Source organism: bacterium (assembly GCA_017744355.1).
GTDB lineage: Bacteria > Cyanobacteriota > Sericytochromatia > S15B-MN24 > UBA4093 > JAGIBK01.
The window spans coordinates 255,367-271,532 of record JAGIBK010000005.1 but is presented as its reverse complement, the minus strand read 5'-3'; the positions used below and the strand labels follow the sequence as shown (position 1 = coordinate 271,532).

Below are 16,166 nucleotides of genomic sequence, written 5' to 3'. Positions count from 1 at the left end.
TGCCCTAGCCAGCGATGAATGAGAGGCTGTGGTCATGCCACAGCCTCTTTCGCATGATTTGCGCATCCGTGTACGGCCTAGCGGCGCAGGCCCATCTCGAGGTCGATCCGGCGCGCTTTCCCCAGCAAGTTCGAGGTGACGGTGCTGCTCACGCGATGGGCATGCCCCTCGAGGGATTGGTTCTTGTAGGTCTTCGTCCAATTCTCGTAGAGATCGCGGTTGAGGCGTAGGTACTCGCTTCCCGTCTGAGGCTTGTTGGCCCACTTGAAGCGCCACTCCTGCACCAAGAGTCGCTCACGATTCGAAAGACCGGAGTTCATGAGCTTCAGGAACAACGCTTCCTGGGAATGGCGCGTGACCATGCGCTCGGCCGCGAAGGTGGCCTGAGGGCCGGCTTTGAGAAGGTCAGGAGCAGGATTCACGTAGTTCTCGCGCTGGAAGGCCCGCTGATAGTTGCCAACCTCCTCGCGGATCTCCAGCGGCATGGCGAGTTGATGCCCCTCGCGCGCCAGGAAGCCCTGGTAGGCATGGGTCTGCTCATGCACGAGGGTATCGAGCACATTCACCAGGGGGCCCTGCAGTTCGCGCGGGTTGAGCGTGATCTTGCCGTCCTTATAGGATCCCGCGAGGTTCTCCGTCGCCTCGAATGCGACGGCCGGCGCGGGGAACTTGAAGGTATCCGCCACCTCTGCGCTAACGGCTTGACCAAGCTTCTGGGCCACTTTCAGGCGCTGATCGGCACTCAGTCGCTCCCATGCCGCAGGCGCCTCATTCCAAGCACTGATCGGCATGCCCGCCTCCCGGAAGGCCGCGGGCAGCGCGGCGCTCTTCGAGAGTCGCGTCGAGAGGTCACCCGAAAGGTGATCGTACATCTGCTTGAGCGACCCGGCGCCGCGCTCCTGAAGCTGCTTGAGAAGGCGGTTCTGGTCCGCCAGTTGCTGCCGCGAGGCCGGGCGCAGGGCTGCAGGAAGGTCGATGGCCGTGGCCGGGACGCGCGCGTAGGAGTTGCCCGCGGGGTCCGTCAGCGTGACGGACTGTCCATCGGCCGCGATCCCCGTGATCCTGGCCTCCTTCAGCGAAACGGGAGCGCCGTTCTGATCCGTCACCGTTACGCCGGTGACGGTCTTGCCAAGCTGGTTGGGGCGCGTGAGCCCGAAGGATTCCATCAGCTCGGGGCTGGCCTGAACCGTCAGCTTTTTCCCCACCCTGATGCCCTGATCGACGATGCGCAAGCCCAGCTCGCCGTCCTTGCCCAGGGTGAAGCCCGAGAACTCGGCCTCAGGCAGGATCAGCTTCTGGCCAGGCTGGTTGGGGTGATCGATCGCGACATTCGACGCTCTGCGAGCGCCGGGACTCGGCAAGGGCTCACTTGCTGCAGGCAAGGGCTTGCCGTAAGGGGTTGCCACGCTCGCGATGGAGGCGCGATCCGCAGCCCCCATATCCCGCGCACCGTGACGCAGCATCTGCCGCCCCTTGGCGTCCACGTTCCGAGCGGCGAGGTTGGGGCCGAGCGAGCTTACCGCTCCCCCCAGGGCACCCCCGATGGTCTGATCCTTCACCCGGTCTTGCCACCCCTCGCGGAAGCCATCGCTGGCCTCGTTGAGCAGGGCTGCTCCCCCCGATCCGGCCGCCCCCGAGGCACCGCCCAAGGCCGCCTGGGCTCCCTTGGCGGCGATCGCATTCTCAAGGCCCTCGCCCAAGAGCTTGCTCCCGGCGCCATGGACGGCCCCGCCCACTGCCGCGCCTACCCCGACGCCCACGGCGACCCGCGAGAGCCATCCTTCCTGGAAGCCCTGGGATCCCTCCTGAGCCAACCCCGTCATGCCCGCGATACCACCCTGCAGGGCGGCGCTCCGGGCCGCGGTCTGGGTGAGCCCCGCCGACAGGCCGCCCGTGAAAACGGCCGCGCCGGCGTTCAACCCACCGAGCAAGAAGTTGCTCATCCCCTCTTCCTTGAGGCTGTACTGGTTGTCCAGGAGGGCGTGCGCGCCGACCGTGGCCGCCCCACCCACCACCGCGGCTCCCGCGATCATCGCGGCTCCGATGGGTGCTCCCAACCCCGTCATGACCAGGGCGGCCCCGCCGACGGTCAGCAAACCTACCGACACGTCTGCCGTCAGCCCGGACCAGAACTTGTTGGTCGAGGAGAAGGCTTGAAGCTGTCGATCGAACTTCTCGCGTGAATTCTGGGCCTTCGTGAGGGCCCCCTGCAGGAAGTCGCTTGCCGCTTGAAGCTTCGCCGGATCCCCATTCGCCGCTTCCATCATGCCGTGGAAGGTTTCGAGATCCTTCGGCAGCTCCGAGCGCAGCACGTGCAGGGACTGGGAAACGGTGGAGTCCAGGGCGTCTCGGTTGCCCTTGAACACGTTGACCAGGGAGTTGAAGCCTTCTGCCACCAGGTTGCCGTCAGTGGCCTGGGCCGCGGCGGCTTCGATAGCGCTAGCCTGCTCGGCTGCCTTCGCCTTGACTTGATTGACGAGCGCCTCAAGGCGCTTGGCCTCGTCCTGCGGGTCTCGCGCACCGGCCTGGATCGATGCCGTATCCGATACCAGCGTGGGCGCCGGCGTCCGCTGGGGCGGCGTCACGGGAGCGCCGGTGAGTGGCCCTGTGGCCATGCGCGCTAACGGGCCGGTAGCCCGGGGCGACTGTGAGGTTGAGTTAATGTTCATCGTCCGCACAGCCTTTGGTAGACAGCAGGAAGGGGAAAGTGATCTTTCTATGCCCGAATACCAAGCAATAGAAACCGCCAGGTCCGACGCGCTCTGGTGGCTGAGGCATCGCAGGGCTGAAGAGGCGAAGAACTACGGGCTGGTGGATAAGATGCGGTTACGCCCTTGCTCCTTGGCCCGGTAGAGGGCCCGATCGGCCGCCTCGATGAGCTCGCTGAGCTCGCCGTGGCCGGGATAGGCGGCGACGCCGGCGCTCAGGGTCACGGCGAACTCGCCCCCGTCGGCGGTGCGGTGGCGCAAGCCCTCGAAGGCCCGGCGGATCTCGTCGAGGACCTGCACCGCCCCGGCGGCGTCGACCCCGCCGAGGATCACCGCGAACTCCTCGCCGCCGTAGCGGCCGATGAGGTCCGTGTTGCGCAGGCGCTGCTTGAGCAGGGTCGCGAGGCTCTTGATGACGCGATCGCCCGCCAGGTGCCCGTGGGTGTCGTTGACCGACTTGAAGCGATCGAGATCCACCATGGCGAAGGCGAACAGGCCGCCGTGGCGGCGCGCCCGCGCCAGCGCGAGCTCGAGTTGCTCCTGGAGGTGGGTGTGGTTGTAGAGACCCGTCAGGCTGTCGCGGGTCATGTAGGTGCGCAGCAAGCGAGCGCGTTGCAGGCGGCTGAGCACGCTCACCGAGACGTGCTCGGCACGCAGCGGCTTGAGCAGGTAGTCGTCCCCGCCGAGTTCGAGGGCCGCGAGGTGCTTTTCGGCACTGGCGTCCGCCGTCAGAAAGACGATGGGGATGCTGTCGTAGGCGTCCTGCTGGCGGATGGCCGCCGCGAGATCCAGGCCCGTGCAGCCGGGCATGACCAGGTCCATGAGGATGAGCTCGGGGCGAAACTCGGCCAGCGGCGCCATCACCTGCATGGGGTCGGTCACCACCCGGGTCTCGATCCCCATGCCCTCGAACATCAGCGCGTGCATGGTCGCTTCGAGCGGGGAGTCGTCGACGAGGAGCACCCGGTAGGGCTCCTGGGGCTTCAGGTGGGTGAGGACGTTGAGCTTGTCGATCAGGGCGTGGGTATCCAGGGGCAAGACGAAGAAGGCCTTCCCCCCCGCGCGGGTCGCAAGCAGGCGCGACGGCAAGTCCCCGCAGGCCGAAACGTAGACCACGGGCACCTGGGCATGCCTGCCCACCTCGCGGGCCGCCTCGGCGTCCTCGGGCAGGGTGGCCACGATGGCGGCAGGACGCTCGGTATGGGCGATCGCCTCACGGTGGGCGACGGTCTCCACCTGATAGCCGAACTGCACGAGTTGAACGCTCAGCTCGGCCTGCAGCTCCGGCGCGCCCGGCAAGCAAAGCAGGATGCGAGGCGGCGAGGCACCGAGCGCGGGCAACTCGTGCGCGCAAGGGGTCGAATTGCCGCTCGCGCACGCAAGGAACGCTTGGACGACCCCATCCAGCCTCACAAGCTCCGCCGGTGCAGGGGGGGCGTTCGTGTCCAGAATCGCTCGAAGGGGCTGCTCGACCAAGCGCGCGGCGACACTCAACTCCGGGAAGCCGAAGGTAGCGGCCGCACCGGTCATCCGGTGCGCGAGGCCATGCAGCTCGCGCAAGGCGCCCGCATCGTGGGGTGCTGCGCTCACGCGCGCGTAGGCGGCCCTGAAGTCGGCGATCTTCTGGGGCAGCTGAAGGGCGAAGCGCTCGCTGATGATGCGAATCTGCTCCATGATGGCGTCTTGGCGATCAAGCATAACTCTGAATCCGGCGCTCCTCCGGGGTTCATTATAGGCGGCATCCCGCATGATGTCAGGCTCCGCGCAGCACAAAAGCGGACTCCCCTCGCCCCGCCAGAGGCCCGGCAAATGCCCCCTTGGCGCGTTAGCTTCGGCGCCGCGCGTCGTACATGAAGATCCCCCGGACGATCCGTACGAAAGAGAGCGCGTTGCAAAGCCCCAAGCTTCTCGGCCCCATCCTCGCCTGCCTGACCCTGCTGATGACGAGCCCCCCGCCGGCCCATGCCGCCACCGCTCAAGGCTTCTCGCTGCGCGGGCTGGCCGACCCCATCGCCATGATCCCGGTGCTGCCGGGCGGCGTGGTGGCCCTGGAGGCGTTCGATCCCATCACCAAGCGCCCACTCTCGGTACGCTGGAGCGCTCCGGCCGGAAAGGTGCGCGACCAGGACACGGGTGCCGTGTGGCAGGCCCCCACCCAGACCGGACTCTACCGGCTCGAAGGGCGGGCGGAGATCGACGGCCGCACGCTCCGGCGCGTGGTGAGCGCCTTCGTCACCGTCCCGTCCGAAGAAGCCAAGGACGGAGCCATCAACGGGTACCGGGTCGGGCGCTACCCGGCGCTCGCGAGCCGCAGCGCCCGCTCCTTCGCCATGCTGCCGAGCGGCTTCATCCGGCTCGACGCCGAGAGTGCTCAGGCGCCCGTCAGCCGCTCGTTCAAGCTCGGCCAGTTCGCCGTCAAGGACGGCGCGCGCGCCGAGAAGTACATGATGCTGAGCCCCCGCCTGCTCGAGAAGCTCGAGCGGATCGTGGACGCCCTCAACGCGCAGGGCTACCCGGCGCGCTCCCTGCGCATCATGAGCGGCTACCGGACACCCGCCTACAACGCGGGCATCGGCAACAAGACGACCCTGAGCCGCCACACCTACGGGGACGCGGCGGACGTGCTCGCCGACGACTGGGACCGCGACGGGGCGATCACCCGGCGCGACGCGGAGATCCTCCACCGGATCGCCGACAAGCTGGATCGCACGACCGGGCTCACGGGCGGCCTCTCGCTCTACAAGCCAACCACAAGCCACGGCTGGTTCGTCCACGTGGACACGCGAGGCAAGGCCGCTCGTTGGTAGCCTGAGGACGGCGTTATACCATAAGGGGGCTCGTCGCCGACCTCGCGCACAAGGATGCCCCTATGAGAGGACGCCTCGCGACCCTGTTTTCGGTTGGCCTCGCGCTGCTCTGCGCCCGGCAAGCCGGCGCCCAGGCAGCGCCGGTCCTCGTGGGGCAAGCGTGGATCCACGAGGTGAAGCCCAAGGAGACCCTGAACGGCATCGCCCGCCGCCACGGGCTCAGCCCGCAGCGCATCCGGGCCCTCAACGGCCTCAAGCCGGGTCAGCGCCTCAAGGCCGGCCAGCGCCTCCACCTGAGCAACCGCCACATCGTGCCTTCGAGCCGAGGCAGCAAGCTGCTCATCAACATCCCCGACCTGAGGCTCTACCGCTTCGAGGGCGATCGCCTGGTGGCCCACTACCCGGTCTCCCTGGGCGAGCCACATGACGAGCGTCAGCTGAAGGAGCCCAGGCGCTGGCAAACCCCCTCGGGCACCTTCAAGATCGCCGAGAAGCGTGCGAACCCCGCCTGGAACATCCCGCGCTCCATCCAGGAAGAGCGGGAGGCCGAAGGAAAGCAAGCTATGACCCGGATGCCGCCCGGGGCCGAGAACCCGCTGGGGAAGTATTGGCTGGGGCTCACCAAGTGGGGCTACGGGATCCACGGGACCATCGCCCCTTCGAGCATCGGGAAGTTCGCCACACACGGCTGCATTCGCATGAAGCCGGGGCACGTCGCCGAGGTGTTCAAGGCGGTGAAGCTGGGGGACGTCGTGCGCCTCGCGTACGAGCCGATCAAGGTCATGACGGACGGCTCCGCGGTGTGGCTCGAGGTCGCCTGGGACCCCTACGCGCGCTTCCCCGACCTCCAGGCCCTGGCCCAAAAGCGCCTCGCGCAGGCGGGCGTGCTCGATCGGGTGGACCCGGCGCGGGTCGCCCAGGCCGTCCGCAAGCGCTGGGGGGTCAGCATCCGGGTCGAGCGTGGCGCTCCCGCCCCCTTCCCGCCCCTCGCCCCTGTCCAGGCGGTACGCGCGCCGTCGTAACAGAGCATCCGTAGGTCCTGCGGATGCCCTCGCCTGATTGGCCCTCTATAATGAGGCGGGGACGCTCTGTTCAGACGATCCTCATCCAGCCCCCCATCCCTCTAACAAGGAGGCTTCCCCTTGGCACGTACCATCGCCATTCTCGCCGCGGCGATCGCCCTCACGGCGACCGTCGCCCCCAACGCCCACGCCGCCGGCAAGGGCCTCGATCTCATGAAGCAGAGCGACTGCCTCGCCTGCCACAGCTTCAAGCTCTCCGAGCCCAAGAAGCTCGGCCCCAGCTTCGAAGCGGTCTCCAAGAAGTACAAGAACGACAAGACGGCCCCCGCCAAGCTTGCCGACAAGGTCAAGAAGGGCGGCGGCGGCAACTGGGGCGCCATGGCCATGAGCCCCCACCCCGCCCTCTCGGCCGGTGACCTCAACGCCATGGTCGACTGGATCCTCAAGGAAGGCGGCAAGTAAGCCCTTTCCGGCTTCAAGCATCACGCCCCGGATCGCTTTCGATCCGGGGCGTGATGCTTGAAAGGGGATTAGACGCGCGTCTTCTCGGGCTGAGCAGGCGCCAAGGGCGAGACGACCGGCACCGCGCGCGCGCGCTGGTACCGCTCGGCGAGGTTCGCCCCGAACAGGCCCGCGAGCAGGGCGGCCATCCCGGCCCACTGCAGGGGCAGCAAGCGCTCGTGGAGGAAGCCCACCGCCCCGAGCAGGATCCAGACGGGGATCAGGTTCATGAACAGCGAGGCCCGCGCGGCCCCCACCTGCTGCACACCCCGGCTCCAGAGCAGGAAGGCTGCCACCGTGCCGAGCATGGAGAGGTAAGCGACGACCGCCCAGCCCGAGGGCGGCAAGGTCGCGAACTTGGAGAAGCCGCCCTCCCAGGCCGCGAAGGGCAGGCTCGAAAGCGTACCCGCGAGCGCCGTCACCGCAGAGAGCAGGCGCGGCGAGTAGCGACCCGTGAAGCGCCCCGACAGGACCAGGTAGCAGCTCCAGAAGGCGCTGGTCAGCAGGATCATCGCATCGCCGAAGAGACGGCCGCCGCCCTGATCCCCTGCCGAGGCGAAGAAGAGCAGCGCCACCCCCAAGGCCGAGAGCGCGAGGGCCGCGAGCTTGGCCCGCCCGTGCCGGACCCCCATGAAGAGGGCCGTGATGATCGCGACGATGAGGGGCGAAGCCGCCGGCGCGAGGACCGCGTCCCCGGCGGGCGCGAAGCGCAGACCGACGAAGAGGCAGGCATTGAAGAGGGTGCTGCTGAAGAGGCCGACCATGATCAGCATGGGCACGTCCTCGCGCCGGACCGCGCGGAACTCGCGCCATGCGAGCGGCAGCAGGACCAGGGCGGCGAAGCCGTAGCGGGCGAAGGTGACGGTGAAGGGGGGCAGGTGCGGCGCGAGGAGCTTGCCGGTGCTGAAGACGCCGCCCCAGAAGACGGTCGCCAGGATCAGCTGGAAGAGCGGAACGAACCGCGTGAGGGCCTGAAACATGGGAAGGGGACTCTCCTCTCGCGTGCGGGAAGCCTCCAGTCTAGGCGCCACCCGCAAGCGCTGTCTCATTCCCAGCGCAGATCGCAATCAAACTTCAAGGTCGGGCGGCTCCCCGGCCTCCTGTCGGCGCACCTGCTTCTGCTCGTCCTTGCGGTAGACGATGGCCGCTCGCTTGTGCTCGTCGGCGAAGAGGTGCTCGACCCCGAGCAACGCCGCGCCCATGGTGCCGCTGCCCGAGGCGTCGCGCTTCTGGTAGAGCGTCGTCCAGCCGAGCTTGTCCGTCAGCCAGGTGATTCCGAAGAAGCCCCCCACCAGCCCGAACACCACAATCAGGAATCCCATCTCGACGCCTCCTTGCTATGCGTGCGCGGGCTCGAGCGCCAGCCGCCCGTCCAGGATGCGGATCACCCGCTTGGCCTGCGTGACGACCCCGGGGTCGTGGGTGGCGAAGACGAAGGTGGTGCCCTCCGCCTCGTTGAGCTGGCGCATGAGGGCGACGAGCTCAGCACCGGTCTTCGAGTCCAGGTTGGCCGTCGGCTCATCGGCGAGCACCAGCTGCGGCCTGGCCACCAGGGCCCGGGCGATCGCCACCCGCTGCTGCTGGCCGCCCGAGAGCTCGTCCGGGCGATGATTCGCCTGCCCCGCAAGCCCCACCCGATCGAGCATCTCCAGGGCCTGGCGCTTGACCTGCGCGCTCGGGACCCCGCGCAGATCGAGTGGGAAGGCGACATTCTCCCAGGCGCTGAGCATGGGGATCAGGTTGAAATTCTGGAACACGAAGCCCAGGTGCTGCCGACGAAAGGCCGTCAGCTCCTGCTCCTTGAGCTTGCCCACGTCACGCCCCGCCAGGCGCAAGGTGCCTGAGGTAGGGCGGTCGAGGCCGCCCATGAGGTTCAGGAGCGTGCTCTTGCCGCTACCCGAGCTGCCGACCAGCGCGACGAACTCGCCCGCATCGATGGTGAGCGAGAGGTCGTCGAGGGCCGTGACGGTGCCGGTCCCCATGGCATAGGTCTTGGTGATGTGTTCGAGTTCGACGACGTGCGACATGCGGTGCCTCCTGGAAGCTCAGGCTAGTTCGAGCGCAGGGCCTTGATGGGGTCGAGCCTCGCCGCCATGCGGGCGGGGAAGTAGTAGGCCACGATGGAGGCCGCGAGGCCCGAGACGAAGAAGGTCGCAAGCAGGCTGGGGTTGAAGGTCGGGTGCAGAGTGGCGATGTTGCCCATCGGCCCACCCAGGCCAAAGCTGGGGTTCGGGATCCCCTTCACCGAGAGCAGGTAGGTAATCCCACCGCCCAACAGGCCCCCCATACCGCTACCGAGCAAACCGAGGAAGAAGCCCTCGGCCAAGAAGAGGCCGATCACCTCGTGGACGTGCATCCCCATGGCCCGCAGGGCGCCGATCTCGCGGAAGCGCTCGGACACGCTCATGACCAGGGTGTTCATGATGGAAGGGATGAGGCTCAAGAGGGTGAAGACGGCCACGGCCTTGGGAAGGTGCTGCATCCGGCGCAGCGGCGCGAGCAGCTCCTCGTTGAGCTCCTCCCATGTGAGCACCTCCAGGGAGCCCTCGGATGCAAGCTGTGCCTTGAGGGTCTCGGCGAGGGCGGCGACTTCCTCCTTGTGGTGCAGCATGACGCCGATCTCGCTGACGCGCCCCGGCAGCCCGAGCAGGGCCTGCGCGTCGGCCAGCTCGAAGCACGCGACGCTCCCGTCCAGGCTCCCGACCCCGCTACGGAAGGTCCCTACCACCCGGTAGTCCTTGATCCGCAGGCGCCCCTCGGCGTCGTTGACCACCACCGTGACGGTACGACCCACCCGCGTCTTGAGGTCCTCGGCGAGCTTCTGGCCGAGCAGGATCTCGGAGGCGGCGGTGGGCAGGCGGCCCACCACGTCCTTGAGACGCAGCTGGTCCATGGCCTGCTCCTGCTCGGGCACGATGCCCTTGCCCATGATGCTGAACGAGCGCGCCCCGCTCTTCACCATCCCCCCGAAGCGCAGGCGTGGCGCGACGGCCTCGACCTCGGGACGCTCGGCCAGCGAGGCCAAAAGCTGCGGGTCGTGCGCCACCGACAGGTCGAGGGGCAGGGCCCGCGAGCTTTCCTGATAGCCCTTGGCCTGGATCTTGAGGTGGGCGGACTGAGTCTTGCTCACCTGCTCGACGATGCCGAGCATCATCCCCTCCATGTAGCTGATCATCAAAAAGGAGAGGCCAAGCCCGACCACCAGGCCGAAGGCATTCTGGAAGGTCTGACGGCGTTTGCGCGTCAGGTTGCGCCAGGCCAGCGTCAGGAATCTCAAGGTGGATCCTTTCGTCACGACGCGCACCGGGCGCGCTCTTGCCGATCAAGCCAGAACGAGAAGCCCATGGCCACGAGCCAGTCGAACACGAGGAAGGCCACGAAGAGGCCCCCCAGCAGCTCGTTCGAGAGCCTCATCAGCCACGGCGAGCCGAAGATCGAGAGCAGGCCCCAGGCCACCAGAAGCCACCCGGCCAACCGCTGGGTCTCGCGGTAGACCTTCTCGCTGCGCGAGGTCCAGGGCGTCCGGAAAGCCCAGAAGCCGTTGCTTCCGCTCTTGGCGATGAAGTTGCCCATCCCGATGAAGAGCACCCCCAGGGCAACGCAGTCCCAGATTGAAAGCCTGAGATTGACCTGACCGTTCGCCAACATTGAGAGCAACTTAAGATTGGTCAGCGACGCGACCGCGAGCACCAGATTCAGGATCGGCCCCCAGGCTCCTTGACGCTTGCGCGCATCGGCGACAAGCACCGGGTCCCAGCGCAGGCCGACGCCCATCATCAGCATCGCCACGAGCATGAAGCCGGGAACCCGCAGCGCCACCATCCAGGCGGGCGCGAAGGCGACAGGCTCGCCCTGCCACCAGCCGCTGGGGGCAGGATCCGGCAAGCGTCCCGAGAGGAGCGCCCCCAGCCCGATCACCAGGTTGAAGGCGAGCAACGAGAGAGGAAGGGCCAGGGCGCGCCAATCAAGCTTCATGGGCGGCTCCTTTGACGTCGGGGGCAGGATGCTTGGCGGGCTCCACCGAGAAGAGGTCGAACATCATCGCCGCCACCTCCTCGAACACCGAGAGATTGAGCGCGTAGATGACGAACTGGCCGTTCTTCTCGCTCTCGATGAGGCCCGCTCCCTTGAGCAGGGCCAGGTGGTGCGAGACCGACGGCTTGGACATGGCGAACCCTTCCGCAATCTCGCCCGCCGAGAGCGGACCGTGCTTGAGACGGTCGAGAATCTGGCGACGGGTCGGATCGGCCAGAGCCTTGAAGACCTCGGAAAGGGGCATTCGCACACCTCCATCATTTAGATGCTTGCCTAAATATCTATATACCCAAGCAACCCAAAAGCAGTCAAGCGCTCAAAAAATTCGATGAGCACCCTCTGAGGGCTACAAAGCAGGAGGGCCCCCCATCGATGGGGGGCCCTCCTGCTTTGGCGGTAGCCTACTTGGTCAGCTCGACGTCGTAGGTCTTCTTGTTCTTGGTCTTGAAGCCGAGGAGGTCGGTCTCGTAGATCGTGACCTTGCCCTTCAGCTTGAGCTTGCCGCTCTTGTCACGCTCCAGCTTCAGCTCGCAGTTGAGCCAGCCGTCGCTGTCCTTGTACTGCTCCTTCTTGTCGCTCGTGAAGGCGCCGTTGTACGAGAAGCTCGTCGCAGGCATCCGATCGAACTTGTCCGCGTTGAACCAGCTGTCGAAGTTGTACTGGAAGGTCTTGTTGCTGTACTTCTTGATGACGATCTGGTAGTCGTAGCCGTTTCCGGACTTGCCCTTGCTCTGCCAGGTGCCGTACCAGTCCTCCATCGCGAAGCCCTTGTCGGTGCTGACGACCGGAGCAGGGGTCGGAGTCGGGCTTGGCGCCGGGGTAGCATTGCCATTACCGGTACCGTTGGCGTTACCGTTGCCGGTGGTGGAGCCGCCGACACCCGTGCCGACGCCCCCGATCAGGTTGTCGCTCCCGATGCCGCCGGACCCGCCCGTGGTTTCCTTCTTGGTTTCCGAGACGATGGCCTCGTCCGCCTTGAAGGTCACGCGCTTCTGCGAGCCGGAAACCGCGGTGGCGTTGCCGCCGCTGCCGCTATCCGAGAGGAAAGTCGCGCTCTTGGCCTTCGCCGCCTCGTTCGAGGCCAGCGAGAGGGGCACGCGGGCGAGCATGACGTCCCGGTTCTCGCTCCGGAAGTCCTCCTTCACCAGTTGAGGCCAGAGGTCCGCCCCGGTGGCTGCGACCGTGTCCTTCTCGGTGCTGCCGATGTTGGTCCAGGGGCCCACCTCGAAGTTGGGGTCGTTGTCGCGGATGATCGCCCCGCTGATCTGGTCCCGCCACTCGAAGACGAAGAAGTTGGTGGTCTGGGACTGCTTCTGCTTCATGTTGTAGAGGGTCCAGGGGGTCTGGTACTGGGCGTCATTCCACAGGTCGAACTTTACCAGCTTGTAAACCTCGTAGATGCCGTTGTCGAGGCGCTCCTTCGAGGGATTCTTGAGGTCGGTCCTGACTTCGCGGGGGGTCTTCGAGACCAGTTGCTTGGCACCGTCGAAGCGCTGGGTGCCGGCGGGCACGTAGCGGGTATCGACCGCGGAATTCGCCAGCTTGCGGCCTTGATAGACGTCGGGCACGAAGTACGTGTTGCTGCTGGTCCCCGTCAGCTGCCAGTTGGCCAGCGCGGGGCCGGCCGGCAGGACGACGGTCGCCGCACCCACCAGGGCGAGCAACACCTTACCGAAATGATGCTTTCTCATGGCGTTTTTCTCCCCACTCTCGAATGCCTACTCCTCGTCCTGGTTCGCGAACCAGACTTCCTGGATGTTGAACACCTTGCCCTTGCGGGTGAAGGTCGCACGCTCCAGGTACTCGCCCTGCTGGTTCTGAACGACGCGCGAGGGCAGCTTGATCTCGGTAATGCCCAGCGAAGAGAGGGTGTGAAGCTCCTTGACGGTCGCCTTGCCGTCGCCGTCGTCGATCCAGACGAGCATGTCGTCGAGGGTCTTGCCCTTGAGGACGCCCAGGTTGATCGAGAGGGGGTTGTCCGTGGAAGCGACCTTGCCGTTGGGGTCGAAGAGGTAGGCGAGCTTCCGGAAGCCGCTCAGGTGGCCCCCATCGTCGCCGAACAGGTTCACGATGCTCAGATCCTTGCCCTGCTTGACGATCTCTACCGCCCGGTTGTTGCGGTTATCGACCAGAAAGCCGTCACCCTGCTTGATCCATTCGGTCCGGATGGGCTTGCCGGTGCCCTTGAGGTCGAACATGACCGAGCCTTGCGCGACGAAGGTCATGTTCTCCTTGGCTCGGAACTTGGCGGCGCTCTTGCCCGTGACGTCGATCTCGCCGTTGCCGTTCAGGTCGAGGACCAGCGGATCGATGGTGCGCTGGTGGGCGTTACCGGGGGAGGCCCAGTTCGAGCCCATCTCGCTCTTCCAGGCCGAGGAGATGGAGTTCGGCCACCACTCCATGACGCGGCGCCAGTCGTTGTCGTTCAGGCCGCTCACGTCGCCGCCGGCGGCGTTTCGAACCGCGTCGTTGTAGGCCTCCTCCGTCACCCAGGAGGGGTAGCTCTTCTTGAAGGACTGCTGGGTGACCGTGACCCAGCTGCCGCGCACGCCGTTTTGCGTGCCTCTCGTCGTCTGATGAGTGGTGACGGTGCGACTGTTGCCCGAAACCACCTCTCCGGGCCTCGGCAGGTCCGTGTAGTTGGTCGCGGAGCTCTGGTCGGCAAAAGCGGTGAGAATACCAGCGGAAAGTCCAATCGTGAGGGTTCGGCTTAACCATGTTGCTTTCATGGGCAGCTCCTTGTTCAAGACGCGACTCGCGATGCGCGCGCTCCATAAACCGGAACGCTTGCTCCTCCTATTCCCAAAAAATGCTTATTTTTCTGAAAATTCATGAACTTTAGGCATTTTTGCCTATTGCGCTCCACGTCTCAATGTTTTTATGAAAGTGTCGTTATTTAATCAAAAACATAAAAAGAGAGGCTGTTTCAGCATGCTGAAACAGCCTCTCTTTTATCGGTTCGATTCGCTTAAGGCAGCTTCGCGGCCGCAGCCGGCAGCAGTTCCCAGTTGGCTTTGAAGACATCCTTGGGCTGGATGGTCTTCTTGGTCTTGAGGTAGTCGATGATCAGCTCGCGGATGCTCTCCTGACGATCGTAGACGACCGGGCAGTCCTTGAGCATCTCGTAGCCCCCGCCGCCGCTGTGACGGTAGGAGTTGAGGGCCATGGTGAACTCCTGGTTGTCCTTGACCGGCTTGCCCTTGTAGGACAGGCCCACGATCCGGCTGCCGAGAGGCTTGCTCAGGTCGATCTTGTAGTCGACGCCCGAGACCATGTCGTAGTTGTAGGTCCGGACCTCGGGGTTGATCTTCACCGGGCCGCCATCGAACGGCAGGTAGTAGTGGGCCGAGAACTCCAGGTACTGCTTCAGCTTCTTGCCGTTCAGCTTGATCGCCACCATGTTGTTCTCGTAGGGGTAGAGCCCCGCGATGTCCGCGATGGTGATGTTGCCCTTGGCGAGCACCGCGTCCAGGTTGAACGAGGCCGCCGAGGCGAGCTGGGCGCCGGTCGCCTTGCGCTGCACCTCGTTGATGAGGTCCAGGATCGGCGTGTCCTTGATGACGCTCTCCTTGGCCGACCACTCGGAATTGGTCCGCGCGATCGGCGAGTGAACGTACTTGACGGTCGCATCGTGGGCGACCTTGGTGGCTTCGAGCACCTCCGGGTCGGGCGTCACGCCGTCCACCCCGAGGGTCGTGGTGGCCTTGGAGACGACCTGCCAGCGGCCGTCATGCTTGGTGAGCTTCACGTCGCCCACCACCAGGCGCTTGCCCCACAGGGAGGCCTGCGCGATGGCGACGCCGTTGACGACCTCGCTGGGCACGTCCTGGTGGGAGTGGCCGGCGAAGATCAGGTCGAGGCCGGGGACCTGCTTGGCCAGCTCGATGGCCACGTTCTCGGGGGGCAGGCCCGAGCTGGGCGAGTAGCCGGTGTAGGCCGGCACGTAGCTGCCGCCGAGACCCGCGTGCGGGATGGCGAGCACAATGTCGGCGCCCTTGGCCTTGATCTCGGGCACCCAGCGCTTGGCCGAGACGATCAGGTCCCGGGCCTCGAGCGTGCCCTTGATGTTGTCCTTGTCCCACAGCACGATGCCGGGGGGGGTGAAGCCGAGGATCCCGACCTTGACCCCGGCCACTTCCTTGATGACGTAGGGCTTGAAGAGGGTCTTGTCGGTGCCGGTGTAGTAGATGTTGCAGCTGACGAAGGGGAACTGCGCCTCCTTCTCGGCCTGCTTGAGGTGCGGGATCCCGAAGTTGAACTCGTGGTTGCCGACGCCGAAGACGTCGTACTTCATGGCGTTCATCGCCTGGATCATGGGGTTGGGGCCGCGGTCGTTGTGGACCTTGGCCTGGACGTAGGGCAGGGGCGAGCCCTGCAGCATGTCGCCCGAGTCCACCAGGAGGGTGTGAGGGTTCTTGGCGCGGTACTGCTTGATCAGGGTGTGGACCTTGGCGAGACCCAGGGCCTCGTCCTTGTCCGTGTAGTAGGTGGTGGGGTAGACGTGGCCGTGCACGTCGGTGGTGCCGAGCAGCGTCAGCTCGACCGATTCGGGAGCGGCTTGAACGGCAAAGCCCTGCCCCGAAAGGAGCAGAGCCGTGCCAATCATCGCCGCCAACTTGCGCTTATGAGTCTTCAAGGGTCGAACCTCTCATGACGAGCAGTGGGGGCTGTATTTAATTGAGGCGTTACCGCATCACCCGCGCGGCGCCGATCAGATCGACGGCCTTCAGACGGATGACGGCGCGGTGGAGGGCAGCCTCCGCCTCGACGTCCTTGACCTTGCCGGCCTGGATCTCGGCGCGCTCCTTGGCCTGACGGGCCCGGATGGCGTCGATCTCGCTGGCGCGCTCGGCGGCGTCCGTGAGGATGGTGACCTTCTCGGGCTGGACGTCCAGGAAGCCGCCCATCACCGCCACCACTTCACGCTTGTCGCCCTGGTGGACCGTCAGGAGGTCCACGTTGAGCTTGGTGAAGAGGGGGGTGTGGCTGGGCAGGATGCCCAGCTCCCCTTCGACGCCGCGCACCGCGATGAAGTCGACGTCCTCGGCGAAGACCACCCGATCGGGCGAGATGACTTCAAGCTTGAACGGCAT

At 65.9% G+C, this 16,166-nt stretch carries 15 protein-coding genes; 3 read left to right on the top strand and 12 right to left on the bottom strand.

Annotation, left to right across the window (positions count from 1 at the left end; all coding sequences use genetic code 11):
• Positions 1-77: 77 nt before the first annotated feature.
• Both J7643_14210 and J7643_14205 read right to left on the bottom strand, forming a co-directional pair.
• The gene (locus tag J7643_14210) at positions 78-2,615 is read right to left on the bottom strand and encodes a hypothetical protein (GenBank protein MBO9541739.1); all 2,538 of its coding nucleotides are present in this window, start codon (positions 2,613-2,615) and stop codon (positions 78-80) included.
• A gap of 186 nt (positions 2,616-2,801) precedes the next feature.
• Positions 2,802-4,406 (bottom strand): diguanylate cyclase, encoded by a 1,605-nt coding sequence (locus J7643_14205; protein ID MBO9541738.1) that lies wholly within the window; start codon positions 4,404-4,406, stop codon positions 2,802-2,804.
• A 191-nt stretch (positions 4,407-4,597) separates the two neighbouring features.
• Here J7643_14205 and J7643_14200 point away from each other — a divergent pair, with 191 nt between their 5' ends.
• The 3 genes from J7643_14200 (at position 4,598) to J7643_14190 (ending at position 6,999) form a co-directional block, all read left to right on the top strand.
• Positions 4,598-5,515: a DUF882 domain-containing protein gene (locus tag J7643_14200; protein MBO9541737.1), complete on the top strand. Its 918-nt coding sequence runs from the start codon at positions 4,598-4,600 to the stop codon at positions 5,513-5,515.
• A 62-nt stretch (positions 5,516-5,577) separates the two neighbouring features.
• Positions 5,578-6,537, top strand: a complete 960-nt coding sequence (locus J7643_14195; GenBank protein MBO9541736.1) for a L,D-transpeptidase family protein — start codon at positions 5,578-5,580, stop codon at positions 6,535-6,537.
• A gap of 120 nt (positions 6,538-6,657) precedes the next feature.
• On the top strand, positions 6,658-6,999 hold the full coding sequence (locus J7643_14190) for a c-type cytochrome (protein ID MBO9541735.1): 342 nt from the start codon (positions 6,658-6,660) through the stop codon (positions 6,997-6,999).
• 68 nt (positions 7,000-7,067) lie between these two features.
• Here the strand turns inward: J7643_14190 and J7643_14185 are convergent, their stop codons facing one another.
• The 10 genes from J7643_14185 to J7643_14140 all read right to left on the bottom strand — a co-directional run bounded on the left by J7643_14185 (position 7,068) and on the right by J7643_14140 (position 16,166).
• Positions 7,068-8,018, bottom strand: coding sequence for an EamA family transporter (locus J7643_14185; protein MBO9541734.1), 951 nt, complete (start codon positions 8,016-8,018; stop codon positions 7,068-7,070).
• Positions 8,019-8,105: 87 nt separating this feature from the next.
• Complete coding sequence (locus J7643_14180) at positions 8,106-8,360, bottom strand: hypothetical protein (GenBank protein ID MBO9541733.1); 255 nt, start codon at positions 8,358-8,360, stop codon at positions 8,106-8,108.
• A 15-nt stretch (positions 8,361-8,375) separates the two neighbouring features.
• Positions 8,376-9,065 (bottom strand): ABC transporter ATP-binding protein, encoded by a 690-nt coding sequence (locus J7643_14175; GenBank protein MBO9541732.1) that lies wholly within the window; start codon positions 9,063-9,065, stop codon positions 8,376-8,378.
• 23 nt (positions 9,066-9,088) lie between these two features.
• Positions 9,089-10,315 carry an ABC transporter permease gene (locus tag J7643_14170; protein MBO9541731.1) on the bottom strand — a complete coding sequence of 409 codons (1,227 nt, stop codon included), beginning with the start codon at positions 10,313-10,315 and terminating at the stop codon, positions 9,089-9,091.
• A gap of 14 nt (positions 10,316-10,329) precedes the next feature.
• The gene (locus J7643_14165) at positions 10,330-11,013 is read right to left on the bottom strand and encodes an SdpI family protein (protein ID MBO9541730.1); all 684 of its coding nucleotides are present in this window, start codon (positions 11,011-11,013) and stop codon (positions 10,330-10,332) included.
• Positions 11,003-11,317 (bottom strand): winged helix-turn-helix transcriptional regulator, encoded by a 315-nt coding sequence (locus J7643_14160; protein ID MBO9541729.1) that lies wholly within the window; start codon positions 11,315-11,317, stop codon positions 11,003-11,005. The genes J7643_14165 and J7643_14160 overlap by 11 nt, the downstream gene beginning before the upstream one ends.
• Positions 11,318-11,474: 157 nt before the next feature.
• Positions 11,475-12,764, bottom strand: coding sequence for a hypothetical protein (locus J7643_14155; GenBank protein ID MBO9541728.1), 1,290 nt, complete (start codon positions 12,762-12,764; stop codon positions 11,475-11,477).
• A gap of 27 nt (positions 12,765-12,791) precedes the next feature.
• Positions 12,792-13,802, bottom strand: coding sequence for a hypothetical protein (locus J7643_14150; GenBank protein MBO9541727.1), 1,011 nt, complete (start codon positions 13,800-13,802; stop codon positions 12,792-12,794).
• Between the two features lie 239 nt (positions 13,803-14,041).
• Complete coding sequence (locus J7643_14145) at positions 14,042-15,709, bottom strand: 5'-nucleotidase C-terminal domain-containing protein (protein MBO9541726.1); 1,668 nt, start codon at positions 15,707-15,709, stop codon at positions 14,042-14,044.
• Positions 15,710-15,758: 49 nt separating this feature from the next.
• Positions 15,759-16,166 (bottom strand): F0F1 ATP synthase subunit epsilon, encoded by a 408-nt coding sequence (locus J7643_14140; GenBank protein ID MBO9541725.1) that lies wholly within the window; start codon positions 16,164-16,166, stop codon positions 15,759-15,761.